This window comes from Roseburia sp. 831b, assembly GCF_001940165.2.
GTDB lineage: Bacteria > Bacillota > Clostridia > Lachnospirales > Lachnospiraceae > Roseburia.
Window position 1 is genome coordinate 2543867 of record NZ_CP135162.1, and the last position, 14650, is coordinate 2558516.

Annotated in this window: 8 protein-coding genes; 2 read left to right on the forward strand and 6 right to left on the reverse strand. The window is 42.2% G+C overall.

What is annotated here, in order from left to right; genetic code table 11:
• Window positions 1–115 precede the first annotated feature (115 nt).
• From BIV16_RS11665 to yicI, 3 genes are all read right to left on the reverse strand, one after another.
• Complete coding sequence (locus BIV16_RS11665) at window positions 116–1333, reverse strand: iron-containing alcohol dehydrogenase (protein ID WP_075680305.1); 1218 nt, start codon at window positions 1331–1333, stop codon at window positions 116–118.
• Window positions 1334–1476: 143 nt separating this feature from the next.
• Window positions 1477–3711 (reverse strand): beta-glucosidase, encoded by a 2235-nt coding sequence (locus BIV16_RS11670; protein ID WP_075680522.1) that lies wholly within the window; start codon window positions 3709–3711, stop codon window positions 1477–1479.
• Window positions 3712–3753: 42 nt separating this feature from the next.
• A complete protein-coding gene (yicI, locus tag BIV16_RS11675; RefSeq protein ID WP_075680306.1) occupies window positions 3754–6108 on the reverse strand; it encodes an alpha-xylosidase in 2355 nt (784 codons plus the stop codon).
• 258 nt (window positions 6109–6366) lie between these two features.
• On the opposite strand from yicI, the gene BIV16_RS11680 reads away from it, so the two are divergent.
• Window positions 6367–8223 carry a sensor histidine kinase gene (locus BIV16_RS11680; protein WP_075680307.1) on the forward strand — a complete coding sequence of 619 codons (1857 nt, stop codon included), beginning with the start codon at window positions 6367–6369 and terminating at the stop codon, window positions 8221–8223.
• 28 nt (window positions 8224–8251) lie between these two features.
• On the forward strand, window positions 8252–9799 hold the full coding sequence (locus BIV16_RS11685) for a response regulator transcription factor (protein WP_242940364.1): 1548 nt from the start codon (window positions 8252–8254) through the stop codon (window positions 9797–9799).
• Here the strand turns inward: BIV16_RS11685 and BIV16_RS11690 are convergent.
• The 3 genes from BIV16_RS11690 to BIV16_RS11700 form a co-directional block, all read right to left on the reverse strand.
• Complete coding sequence (locus BIV16_RS11690; RefSeq protein ID WP_075680308.1) at window positions 9796–11811, reverse strand: beta-galactosidase; 2016 nt, start codon at window positions 11809–11811, stop codon at window positions 9796–9798. The two genes, BIV16_RS11685 and BIV16_RS11690, sit on opposite strands and share 4 nt — an antisense overlap.
• Before the next feature lie 84 nt (window positions 11812–11895).
• Window positions 11896–13686 (reverse strand): extracellular solute-binding protein, encoded by a 1791-nt coding sequence (locus BIV16_RS11695; RefSeq protein ID WP_075680309.1) that lies wholly within the window; start codon window positions 13684–13686, stop codon window positions 11896–11898.
• Between the two features lie 24 nt (window positions 13687–13710).
• The gene (locus BIV16_RS11700) at window positions 13711–14637 is read right to left on the reverse strand and encodes a carbohydrate ABC transporter permease (protein WP_075680310.1); all 927 of its coding nucleotides are present in this window, start codon (window positions 14635–14637) and stop codon (window positions 13711–13713) included.
• Window positions 14638–14650 lie beyond the last annotated feature (13 nt).

A 14650-nucleotide genomic window follows, 5' to 3' on the forward strand; every position in this document is an offset into this window, starting at 1 on the left:
CTTCTACTTCTTCCACCCAAATCCTATTACAGCAAGAAAAAATCCTGCACAACAATTTCCTATTACACAAGAAAGGCGCCCCACCACTTCTGATGGAACGCCTTTTCATCCTTAATTAGAAGTCTACTTCTGTATCATAATAACAGCATTTCAGCAATTTTTCCATCTCTTCCTGACTAGGCTGTCTTGGGTTTGAACCTGTACAGGCATCGAGGATTGCGTTTGCTGCAATTTCCGGTAATCTCTCTAAGAATACTTCCTCTGGAACGAAGCCTTGCTCTGTTGGATAGCTGTCCTGACCGTAATTCTTGATGCAGTGAGGAATCTTTAAATCATCATTCATCTTACGCAGGTACGCAATCAGAAGTTCTACCTTCTCATCTAGGCTGTTTCCGCCAAGTCCCATGAAGTCTGCAATCTCGCCGTAACGTTTCTTTGCGGTCTCATCTTTGGCATTGAAAGCGATAACCTTTGGAAGATACATTGCGTTTGCTGCACCGTGAATAATGTGTGCACCGTAGTCTGCAAACGCTGCACCGGTCTTATGTGCCATGGAATGCACAATACCAAGAAGTGCATTGGAAAATGCCATTCCTGCAAGACACTGTGCGTTGTGCATGGAATCTCTTTTTGCCATATCTCCGTTATAGGAATCTACCAAATCTCTCTGAATCATCTTGATTGCATGCAGCGCAAGTGGATCTGTGAAATCACAATTTGCAGTGGAAACATACGCCTCAATTGCGTGTGTCATGGCATCCATACCGGTATGAGCAACCAGTTTCTGTGGCATGGTCTCTGCAAGGTCTGGATCTACGATTGCAACATCTGGTGTAATTTCAAAATCTGCGATTGGGTATTTGATACCTTTTTCATAATCGGTAATAATCGAAAATGCGGTTACTTCTGTTGCAGTTCCAGATGTGGAAGAAATCGCACAGAAATGAGCTTTCTGGCGAAGTGGTGGAATCCCAAATACTTTACACATATCTTCAAATGTGATATCTGGATATTCGTATTTAATCCACATTGCCTTTGCTGCATCGATTGGAGAACCTCCGCCCATTGCAACAATCCAGTCCGGTTCAAATGCCTGCATCGCAGCCGCACCTTTCATAACAGTCTCAACAGAAGGGTCTGGTTCGATACCCTCGAATAACTGCACTTCCATGCCGGCTTCTTTCAGATACTGCTCTGCCTTGTCCAAAAATCCAAAACGTTTCATGGAGCCACCGCCCACACAAATCATTGCTTTCTTGCCCTTAAATGTCTTAAGTGCTTCCAGGGCACCTTTTCCGTGATATAAGTCTCTTGGTAATGTAAATCTTGCCATTGTAAAAACCCTCCTATAAATAAGATGTATGTTTTCTGAATTGTTAGATTTTTAACAAATTCATTGGTTATATTATACCATATATTTTATTTTATAGAAGGGTTTTTATGCGATTTTAATATAATTTAAGAATTATTTTTCACTTATTTCATTTGGATTGTCATGACATCCTGCACATCCTGTAAGGACTTTGCAATGTAAATCTGGTATTCACCAGGTTCAACTACAAATGCTTTTTCTTTTACGTCGTAGTAGGTAAAAGCCCGGCGTGTCAGCGGAATCTGCACCACTTTGCTCTCGCCTGGGGCAAGCTCTACCTTATCAAAACCGCGCAGCTCTTTTACCGCTCTGTCAACCTTGGATTCTCTCATACCAACGTAAACCTCAACGACTTCTTTTCCAATCCGCTCTCCGGTATTTGTGACGGTCACTTCTACCATGGCAGCCACTTCATCAAGCACTTCTTCCATATCCGCTGATTCGGCTGCGGCAAGCTGGTAAACCTTCGCATCGGAATACGCAAAGGTTGTGTAGCTTAATCCATGACCAAAACAGAATTGAACCGGAACCTGATATTTTTCGTAATAACGGTATCCAACGTAAATGCCATCTTTGTAGGTCATCGTTGTATGCGCATCCATGTGTTTCTTTTCTTCTTCTGTAAGCGGTCTTCCTGGATATTCTCCAAGTGCGACTGCGCCACAGTCTTCCATACAATATGGCATAGACTCTGGAAGCTTTCCAGATGGATTGACGCGTCCAAACAAAACGTCTGCCAAAACATTTCCGGCTTCCATACCGCAGTACCACTGCCATACAATGGCTTTTGCCTTATCCTTCCATTTTCCCATGGAAACGGCATTTCCTGCCATCACTACGATAACGGTATTCGGATTGACTGCAAGCACTTCCTCAATTAATTTGTCCTGATCGTATGGGAGTTCCATACTTTCACGGTCAAATCCTTCCACATCATAGTCATGATTTAAACCAACCACAAGAATGACATCTTTGGCGTCTTTTGCCAGCGCAACCGCTTCCTCACGAAGCTCGGTTCTCTTTTGCAAAACCTCCTCGCTGACTTTTTTTCTCTCAGCAAGAACGGCATCCTGATCCAGATTTTCATCCGTACTCTTTTCCTGCCAGCTTTCTTCGCTTTCTTCCTTCGGTGATACATAATAACCTCTTGCGTAGGTTACTTTAGTATTGCCGCCAAGCTGACTCTTTAATCCCATGAGAGGAGAGATTTCATAGAGTGCCTTGATTTCAGCGCTTCCACCGCCTAGTGCATGTAAACGCTCTGCATTGTCACCAATTACTAGAAGTTCCTTCATCCACTCTGCCTGGAATGGAAGTCTGTGTTCTTCGTTTTTCAAAAGAACAAACGACTCCTCTGCTGCCTTGCGCACAGTCTCGCGATGCTCTGGGGTATTGTAGCATCCGGATTTACGCGTGATATTTTCTGCCGCATCTAACATCTTTAAGCGGAACATCAGAAGAAGAAGGTGACGTACTTTTTCGTCGATATCCTTCTCTTTTGCTCTGCCTTCTTTTACGGCTTCTATCAATGGGTCTGCCAAGATATATTCATCAAAATTATAGGTGACTGACATTTCTAAATCGAGCGGACTCTTTGCGGCAGCTTCCGTGTGGTGAACAGCGCCCCAGTCGGATACAACCATGCCGTCATATCCCCACTCTTTACGCAAAATGTCACCGAGCAGCTCCTCATTTTCACAGCAATGCACGCCACGGAATAAATTGTAGGCTCCCATCAGAGAATAACTGTGACCTTTTCTCACTGCTGCCTCAAATCCCGGCAGGTAGATTTCACGCAATGCACGCTCGTCAATCTCTACATTGACCCACAAACGCTCTGTTTCCTGGTTATTCAATGCAAAATGCTTCACGCATGCTGCAACATCACTTTCCTGTATTCCCTGAATCAGTGGAACTACCAGTTCTGAAATCAGATAAGGGTCCTCGCTCATATACTCAAAATTTCTTCCGTTTGCAGGAATTCTTTTGATATTGATTCCAGGTCCTAAAATAATATCTTTTCCACGTCCACGGGCTTCCTCTCCCATGACACGTCCTGCCTCGTATGCAATCTTGCGGTTCCATGTCGATGCAATTGCGCTGTTGCTTGGGCAGTATGTTACATAGTCATCGGAATTCCCCACCGGAACCCAGTTCGCTTTCGGGAATTCCTGACGAACCCCCATGGGTCCGTCAGACATATGTACGGCAGGTATTCCAAGACGTTTTACCTCGCCGGAATAAAACAATGCATCTCCATGAATCATGGCAACTTTTTCTTCTAGTGTAAGCTTTCCTATCAGCTCTTCGATTTTTTGATTCATTTCCTGTATCTGCATGATCGTCTCCATTTCCATACTTTTGCAGTATCTTTGATTTTCCTAGCACTCCACTGTGATGATGTTCTTGCATTCGGATAAGAAGGTACTGTTTCCCTCTTTGCTTAATACTGCTCCGTCTGCGCTCTTTGCGTCACAGTTTACAAGTTCGATGCGATATGGTTTCTTTGCATCTGTTTTAACTACAATTGTATTTCCATTCTTGGTAGCTTCTGCGGTAAAATCAAGTTCTCCAGCCATATTGTAAACTTCTGTCTTTGCGGTCTTTCCATCTTCCAGTGCAAATACACGAAGTAAGACATTGTCAGCATAATCATATTCTGGATTGTCGTCACATGCACCAACTGCAACGATAGAGTTTGGACGTACCATCAATGGGATGTCGCAGTAACCGTATGTTCTAGAATACCAGTTACCAGACTCTTCCTCTTCTCCGGTAAAGAAGTTCGTCCAGATTTCTCTCTTTCCATTCTCAGAAACAGGAAGATAATATTCACCAATGCTGTTTTCATTAAAAATTGGTGCAACCAGTAAGTTATCACCGAGCATGTACTGACGGTCTAAGTACTGGCACATGCGGTCCCCTGTGTATTCGAGTACCATACTTCTCATGGATGGAACACCATGTGTATGAGCCTGAACGGCGGTCTTATAAATGTATGGCATCAATTTTGCTTTTAATCTGGTAAAGAATCTTACAACATCCACTGCTTCTTCATCATAAGCCCATGGCACACGGTAAGAAGTACTTCCGTGTAGTCTGCTGTGGGAAGAAAGAAGTCCGAATGCGCACCATCTCTTATAAACATCTGGTGTAGAAGTGCTTTCGAATCCTCCGATATCATGGCTCCAGAATCCAAAACCTGACATCTGAAGGGAAAGTCCACCACGTAAGCTCTCTTCCATGGATTCATAGTCTGACCAGCAGTCGCCACCCCAGTGTACCGGGAATTTCTGTCCGCCAACGGTTGCGGAACGTGCAAATAATACAGCCTGTCCTTTTCCTTTTTTGCGCTCTAACAGCTCAAATACGGTCTTGTTATATAAGTAGGTATAGTAATTGTGCATTTTCTCCGGATCCATTCCATTGTAATAAACACAATCCGTAGGAATTCTCTCACCAAAGTCTGTCTTAAAACAGTCTACACCCATGTCGAGCAGGACTTCCAATTTATCCTGGAACCATTTGCATGCGGCAGGGTTTGTAAAATCTACGATTGCCATACCTGGCTGCCACATATCCCACTGCCATACGGAGCCATCCGGTCTCTTTAGGAGATAACCGTGTTCCATACCTTCCTGGAACAGTGGAGATTCCTGTCCAATGTAGGAGTTGATCCAGACACAGATTTTTAAGCCTTTTGCTTTGATACGTTTTAACATACCTTCTGGATCTGGGAATACTCTGGAATCCCAGGTAAAATCTGACCAGTGGAAATCTTTCATCCAGAAACAGTCAAAGTGGAATACCTTCATTGGAATTCCACGGTCTAACATACCATCGATAAAGCTCATGACGGTCTCTTCATCGTAATTGGTGGTAAAGGATGTGGATAACCATAAACCAAAGGTCCAAGGTGCCGGAAGTGCAGGTTTTCCTGTCAAATCAGTATAACGGCTTAATACATCCTTCATCTTTGGTCCATTGATGAAAAAATAATCTAAGCATTCCCCTTTTACAGAGAACTCTGCCTTTGTCACTGCCTCTGTTGCAAGTTCCATCGACACACGGCCACTGTGGTTGACAAAGATACCATATCCTTTATTGGAAATGTAGAATGGAATATTTTTGTAGGACTGTTCTGTGGAAGTACCACCATCCTCATTCCAGATATCAATCGACTGACCATTCTTTACAAATGGTCCAAAATGTTCCCCTGCGCCGTACAGTAACTCGCCAACGCCGATGGAAAGCTGCTGACGCATGTATGCATCGTCATCGTAGCTGGATACATAAGCATCCCCTCTCCAGTTCGTCTTCATGTATGCGAGGTCACGTCCACTGCTGGAGCACATTTTTTCTTCTCCATTGTAGTAGGTCATCGACCAGTTTTCTTTTGTGATAACAAGTTTTGCATTTCCACTGTGGATGACGATTTCAGAATCGCTGTCTTCCACATCTACTTTTGCATTTTCATCAATATTCAGCTCAAACTTCGGGCTCTTATCTAACACTCCAAGATAATGGGATGTCTTGACACGGATTACCTCCGGCATCGGTGTTGTAATCTCAATGGTTAAATTCGCACCGCCTAAGGTATCGCCTCTGTGTGAGATTTTATGTGTTGGCGCACATAACGTTACCTTGGAATCCTCAATCTTTGTGAAATAAACTTCCGCTGGCGGGAAGCATGCCATTCCTTCTTTTTGTAACCAGCAACCATTACTAAATTTCATAAATACCTCCTTGTCTGTCGCTCATAGACATACACTATATTGTTGCAAACACATTACTTTCATTTTCCCACAGTATACCGAACTTCCTACTCGAATTATACCGCAAGAATTCCACTTATGATACCCAGCATTTTTGACAATCCATCTCAAATTTTTATGGTAAAAAAGCTAAAAAAAAATGCGTATTTGTTTTAAGTGAAATATGATATACTTTTTAAATAAAGAAGAAACAAATCAAAGATATGGGGTTTTACATATATGTTTCAAAAAATAAAAAATACATTGGCAATTCCAAGAATCAAACAACAGATCAATCTTATTTTTCTGTTATCTTCCATTATCCCAATTTGCGTATTTGGCCTGTTTGCCATTTTAAGTGCGCGCAAGCAAATGCTAGAACAATACGAATCGCAGCTAGAAACCGATGCGCTTCGTGTCAACTCTACCCTTTTTGACCTTACCACGACAATCCGCATCAGCACCGCGAACATTTTGGACAACGAAAATTATTGGACACTGTTTAACGAGGACTATACAGAGGACTCTGTCGCATCCTATCAGAGCCTTGTCAATTATCTTCATACATTCCGTAACAACACGGCCGCTATCTCCTCTATCTGTATGTACACGGATAATCCTAGTATTCCTGATAACGACTACACCAAAGTCATGACATCTGGATTTGATTCTGAACCGTGGTATCAATACCTGGAATCGGCGTCCTACAATACCTGGATTTGCGCACCTTACGAGGACCGCTTCGGGAACACCAGCTATGAGCTGACACTTGTGGAAAAAATCGTTTTAAAAAACAGCCCTTACAACGCCTATCTTGTCACCAGATTAGACAGTAACTATATCCGGAACCGCCTTTTGACCGGCGAAAACCTGATTATGGCATCTGTGGATGAGAGTAAGATTTTCTTTTCCTCGGACCGCTCCTGGATTTGGAGGGAAATGCCTTGCTCCTCTGATTTCCAGAATCGCAATTACAAATATACCGGCCCCGTGACGATTGACGATGCGTCGCTTTTAACCTCCATTGTGACGTTTCATCCGTACCAGACGGACAACCGGTTTTACATTTTGGTGAGCGATAAAAGTGCTTACAAGGATATTAACCAGATTACCATCATCTATCTTGTAATTTTACTGTTTGCGACACTCGTTCCGACACTGTTAATTCTCTTCTTTTCTTCTTACTTCAGCGGAAGAATTGAGGTTTTAAAACACGCAATGCACCAGGCGAGCCTTGGCGACTACAATATTATTGATCAGTTCCGTGGGGATGATGAACTGACCGATACTTTCCGGGATCTGAAAACAACCGTTCGTCAGATTCATGAAAAAGAATCCCGCTTCTACGAATCGCAGTTGAACGAACAACAGCTGATTAATACGCAGCAGCAGATGGAATTTAAAATGCTTGCAAGCCAGATTAATCCGCATTTTCTGTATAATACCTTAGAAACCATCCGTATGCAGGCGATTGCAAGCAATAGCCGTGATGTTGCCGACTCCATCAACCTGCTCGGGAAAACCATGCACTATGTTCTGGAAAATACCGGAACGGATTCCACTACGATTGCCAAAGAACTGGCTCATGTAACCACCTATTTAAAAATTCAAAAACTTCGCTTTGGCGACCGCGTCAACTATGAGATTCATGTGCCGCCTTACCTGAATCTGGAGCAGTTTCGCATTCTTCCACTGTTGCTTCAGCCGATTGTGGAAAATGCGATTATCCATGGGTTAGAGGGTGTCACACAAAATGGCATGGTGAACATCGACTTTATCTTAGAGGAGCCAAACCTTTATATTACGATTCATGACAACGGAGAGGGCATGGATTCCAAAGCCGTTCACGCACTGCGGGAACATATCAATGAAAAAGACAATACTTCCTCGGTATCGATTGGTCTAAGGAACATTGACCATCGTCTGCGCTTACTGTATGGTGAGGAATATGGGTTGTCAATTGAAAGTGAACTTCACAACGGAACAACCCTTACTTTGACACTGCCGCTTAGTCAGCTGATTGACGCAGAAGCACTTTCTGATATACTAATGTTACGGGAAGAATATTTAGATTCTGATATGGAAATTGACGAATAACATGATTGTTTAAAAGGGGATTTTACAAATGGAACACACGATGATTAACGTACTTCTTGTGGATGATGAAGCTATCGTCCGCGAAGGTATCAAACATTTAATTGACTGGAATAACTTAGGATTTTGTATCTGTGGAGAAGCCTCAAATGGGGAAGAAGCTCTAGAAAAAATACGAAAATATCAGCCAGGCCTTGTACTTTTAGACATCCGTATGCCAAAACTGTACGGAACCGATTTGATTGCAAAAGTAAGAGACGAGGAATTTACCGGTGATTTTATTATCCTGAGCGGATATTCTGATTTTCAATATGCACAGACTGCGTTGCATTACGGTGCTGCCTTTTATCTGACGAAACCAATCGATGAAAAAGAACTTATCGATGCTGTGTTATCTGTCAAAAAAAGAATTGAAAAACGCATGAATCAGACCTTTTCCATGAATCAATATCTAAGAAAAGCAAAGCTTACCGTCTTTCAGGACTTGCTTCTTGGAAAAGAATTCAGCGATTCCATCAATTATATGGAGCTTGGTCTTACTGCGCCCATTTATCAGGTTGTGATGTATGAAGGGTACACGCCTTTTTATCAGTCCTATAATTTTGCGGACATTTTGCGTGTAACCAACCAGGGCAACGACTCTTTTGAGCATGTTATCATCGAAAATTCCAACGTCATTCTTTTAAAAGGGAATTTTGCTCTCGACCGCTTCAATTCCTGTTTGAAATATTATTCCAACGGAACCGAAAAGAATTCCCCACTCGATACCATTTTTCTTACCTATGGTCCATCGGTATCCACGCTGTCGCAGATTCATTCCTCTTACGAGACCTGCAGACAGTTGATGAGCAGACGTTTCTTTTGTTCCGAGAACCAACATGTGTTATCCTATGAGATGCTGCCATCTACCTCGAGTCAGACGATTTCCTTAACGCCAGAGACTGCCAACGATTATAGTGAGCGGCTGATGAACTTCATCCAATCTTTCAACCGGAAAATGATTTCCCAGGAGCTTGAAAATCTACGGGATGAACTTTTCCATTGTCAGGACAATGTCATGAGCATGAAACACTTTCTTGCTGATATTTTCCTTCAGATTAAGCAGATGACACTGCATCTTTTTCCAAATGCAGACATTCCGTTCGCACATAATTCTGCAATTATTGAATTAATTGAAAACAAATATTATTTATATGAAATTCTTACGTATTTCTCCGAACAGTTTGATGTGATTATCCGCGCCATTGGAAATAATTCTACGGAAAGTATTTTTGATGATATTTTATTCTATATCAAACATAATTATCAGAAATCCTTAAAGCTTGAAACACTGGCTCCGCTTTTTGGCTACAACAGTTCTTACCTTGGAAAGCTGTTCTCCCAGAAAACAGGCCTGTCTTTCAACAGTTATCTTGACGAGCTTCGGATTGCAGAAGCAGCCAACCTGCTTGTGAACACCTCCATGAAGGTGTACGAGATTTCCGCACAGGTTGGCTACAAAAATGTGGACTATTTCCACCAGAAATTTAAGAAACAGAAAAATGTAAGTCCTGCAGAATACCGGAAAATGTATTCCTAATTCTCTACCTGTAAAATTGCGACGTCTTTTTTTGCAAGTGTCAATTCCTCATTGTGGTAACTTTTTCCGGTCAAAATATCTTTGTAGTTACCTGAAAGCTGCACTGTTTTCTCTTCCTCTGCATGATTTAATACAAAAAGATATTTTCCTTTTTCATTTTCACGGCTTGTCACTTCTACCAGTTCCGGTGTCTTTAATACCGGCTTAACACCTGCATTTTCGCAGATTTCGGTCAATAGCTTCTGATAGAACGCTTCATTGGATGCCGTTCCAATGTAGTATGCTTTTCCTTTTCCATAGGAATTTACGGTAAATACTGGCGAGCCGGCATAAAAATCTTTCTCATAAGCAGAAAGTGCCTCTGCCCCTTCCGTATGAATGATGTCGCACAAAAGTTTTGCCGGATAGTTCTCTCCTTCGTAGGTGAAAGCATTCTCCTCTCCGTTTGGAAGTGCATCGATTTCTTCCACCCAGATTCCCATAATATCACGGAGTTTGCCTGGATAACCGCCGAGTGTGACAAGATCATTTTCCTGCACAATTCCACTGAAAAAAGTTGTCACAAATGTTCCACCATTTTGGGTGAAGCTGCGGATTTTCTCATCATAATCGCCTTTTACCATATAAAGAACCGGTGCAATCACAACGGAATAAGGCTCCAGCTCGTCTTCCGCTCCAATAATGTCTACATCATAATTCCTCTTACGGAGTGCCTCATAATATCTGCCAAACTCGGTCAAATAGCGAAGCTCACAGCTTGGTCCAGCAGAATATTCGAGTGCCCACCAGTTATCCCAGTCAAAAAGCAATCCAATCTTTGCCTTTGTGCGGCCTCCTAAGGTTAAGTCTCCGATTTCTTCTAACTCTTTTCCAAGTGCTGCAATCTCACGAAACACTCTTGTGTTCTCATTTCCAACATGGTCAATCACTGCTCCGTGATATTTTTCACAGGCTCCAATGCTTCTTCGCATCTGGAAAAACATGACGGTATCTGCTCCATGCGCAACTGCCTGATAACTCCAAAGTCTCATCACACCCGGTCTTTTTAACGCATTGTAGGATAACCAGTTCGTCACACTTGGAGTCTGTTCCATCAGTGCAAATGGTTTTCCCTGCTTAACACCTCGCATCAAATCATGTGCCATTGCAATTTTTGCGTAGGAATCATCATTTGACGGATAATTGTCCCAGGAAATGAAGTCCATGTATTTTGCCCACTTCTGATAATCCAGAGGCTTGTAAAATCCCATCAGATTTGTCGTAATCAAAACGTCCGGCGTAATCTCTTTGATTGCATGATATTCGTCCTTATAACGCTCTAACATGGAATCGGACATAAATCTGCGATAATCCAACGAAATTCCCTGGAACATCGTTCTCTCGTACGCAAAATGCTCACTCCGTAAATCCGGCAGTACAATCTCATCCCAGTCATAGAAGGTATGTCCCCAGAACGTCGTGTTCCATGCTTTATTCAAGGCTTCCAAAGTGCCATATTTTTCTTTTAACCAGATTCGGAATGCCTTTTCACAGTTGTCGCAGTAACATTCCCCTCCAAACTCATTGGAGATATGCCATGCGACGATATTTTCGTAATCTTTGTATCTTTCTGCAAGTTTTCTTGCCAGTCTTACGGAAAACTTCTTGTAAGTTGGACTATTCGGACAGGAATTGTGGCGTCCTCCGAATTTTCGTTTCATTCCGCCAAACTCTGTCCGTAAAATATCCGGATATTTTTTTGCCATCCATGCCGGGTGTGCACCGGTGGAAGTTGCCAGGCAAACAGAAAGGCCATTCTTTTTTACCATATCCATAATCTTGTCTAACAGACTAAAATCATAGACATCGTCATCTTTTTGTAAAAGTGCCCAGCTAAAGACATTTAGTGTGACAATGTCAATTCCTGCCAGCTTGAACAAGCGCATATCTTCTTCCCAGATATCTTCGCTCCACTGCTCTGGATTGTAATCTCCACCATATACCATCTTGGAAATTTTGTTACATTCAATCATTTTTTTCTCCCACTCCTTGTAAGGAAAAAGCGCCGGCAGTCACTCCACCGGCGTTTCTTCGATTTTTCTATTCTTTTATAGTTTTTATTTTGCAGAATCAATAGATTCCTGGAATGCTGCAAACTGTGCTTCACAGTTAGCTTTGTCTACTTCGTAAACATCATCATATCCAAGTCCTTTACAGGTATCCTGCATTTCTTTTAATAAGCTGTTGAATTCTTCATCACTGGATGCAAATGCCATCTGCCATGATTTTTCAAGGATAACCTGACCACACTGCTCTTTAATTGTCTGCATATCTGTTGTGTAATCTGGAACTGCATAGTTGGTACCTGGCTCAGTTAATGCTTTTCCAATGCTGTCAAGGTATTCAATTGCTGTTGTATCGATGGATACTCCATAATGATCAGCCCAATCCTCTTTTAATGCAGAAGTTGTTCTTTCAATATAGTCAGGCCATGTCTGGTAGTTGTAGCACATACCTGTTTCCTGGTTCTTAGCTGTCATACCAACTGCTTTGTAGTTCAATGCAGAGATACCATCTTTCCAAGTACCGCCGCCCCACTCATCTGGAACCTGTAAAGAATCATCAATATCTACAAATGCTTTTACACCAAAGTCTGTAAGTTTTGGCTGACCGTCATCACCCATTTCCCAGGTAAGACCTTCTGGACCACATGCTCCACCTGTCTGTGTTGCACTCATCTCAATTCCTTCTGGGCTGTATAACCAGTCAATGAAATCTGCAAGTCTCTGTGGATCCTGAGCTTTGCTTCCAATCATGATGGTATTTGTCATTTTACCCTGTGGGCTTCCGCCGTATCCAAGGCACTGCATATCATCGATAACTGCTGACTGGAATCCTTTTCCTGCTTCCATATTCTCAGTTGTGTTGTAGTAACCTGCTCCAAGCCATGGCCACAAGGAGTAAAGAACCTGACCATCTGTGTATTTGCTTGCTAAGGTATCGAAATTCTGGGTTGTAGATTCTGGGTCTACCAGTCCAGCTTTGTTTGCTTCATACATGAATCTTAATGCACGAACATATGCGGAATCATCATCAAGTGCACTCTGAACATCGGTTCCATCGGATTTACCAAGTGCAAATCCAGATATGAAACGGTATCCGTATAATGCTGCAATACCTGTTGCATTCTGCATAACTGCACCATCCCAGTCTTTGAACCAGGAGAACATGTAAGTCTGTTTTCCGGAATCACTGGTTGGATTTGCTTCCTGCATCTGTTTACCAACTTCAAGAAGATCCTCTAAGGTGCTCATTTCTGGATATCCAATCTGTTTGTAAACATCCCAACGAAGTGATGGAGCATTGGTTGGATCTGTTGCTTCTGAAGGATCTGTTGGGTCTCCTGCTGTAATCTCACTTGGCACTGCCCAGGTTCCTTCTTTGCCTGCAAGGGCGCTGCAGGCTTCGATTGCGTCACTGTACTGTTTTAAGTTATCGCAATCAGTGATTAAATCAGTCATATCGTAAACCAAATCTGCCTCAACCAAGTCTTTTAACTTATTCTGATCCGCATTAATCAGAATCAAATCCCCTAAGTTTCCGTTTGCGGAACGTGTCTGATATAAGGTATCTCCCCCACCTGCTACGTTTGGCGCAATAATGTTCAATTCCATGTTGAATTTGTCTTTTACTACTTTTGCAAACCAACCGGACTGAATTCCCTGGAAGTTTGCCTGTGAATCGTATACATCGATTGTCAGGAAATCTTCATAAGGTCCTCCATGTGCTGAACTTTTTGCAGAAGCGCTTTTACTTCCCCCATCACTGCCGCATCCTGCTAACAGTGAAGCCGTCATTGCTCCGACAAGAGCAATACTTGTGACTCTTTTTAATGATTTTCTTCTCATAGAACCCTCCTTATTTTATCATCATCAACCCTTTACTGAACCAATCATAATACCTTTTACAAAGTATTTCTGGAACATCGGGTAGATAAACAAAATTGGTAATACAACGATAACGGAAATCGTCATACGAATGGATGTTGGTGTCTGCATCGTAGCGATGTTTGCTACCGAAGCAGCGTTTCCTGTTGACTTAACCAGTGAAGCAAGTGAGCTTGCCTGGTTTAGGTATGTATATAACAAATACTGTAAGGAATACAGTTTCTGGTCTGTAATGTAAATCAAGGTATCCTGGAAGGAGTTCCACTGACCAACTGCTGCCCAGATTGCAATGGTTGCAAGAATAGGTTTACTGGTTGGAAGAATTACCTTGAAGAATATGGTTAAAATTCCTGCTCCATCTATTTCAGCCGCTTCCTGAAGGGAACGTGGAATGGATTCCACATAAGTTTTTACCATAATAACGTTGAATGGCTGAATAATCGCAGGGATAATGTATACCCAGAAAGTGTTGGTCAGATGCAATGTTTTCATTGTCATGAACATTGGAATCAAACCTGCATTAAAATACATGGTGATGACCAAAAGTCTGTACCATAATTTTCTGTGCCACATTTTTTCCTGTGTGAACATAAATCCCAAATACGCGGATGCCATAACGGTACATGCTGTACCAATTACTGTTCTTCCTACGGATACCAGTGCTGCCGTTCCAATACCGCTCATTTTCAAAACATCGATGTAGTTCTGGAAATGAATCTGTTTTGGAAGAAAGTTGATTAATCCGTTGTTACTCATATCATTTGCACTGATTGAGTTGATAATCAAATAGTAGAAAGGGTATGCACAAACGAGTGTAATCAATGCAAACACCAGATAGTTCACAATGTTGAATGCATGATCCGCTTTGCTATACTTAATTTTATTTTTTCTGTTTGTAGTTGCTGCTCTCATTGTTTCTCTCCCT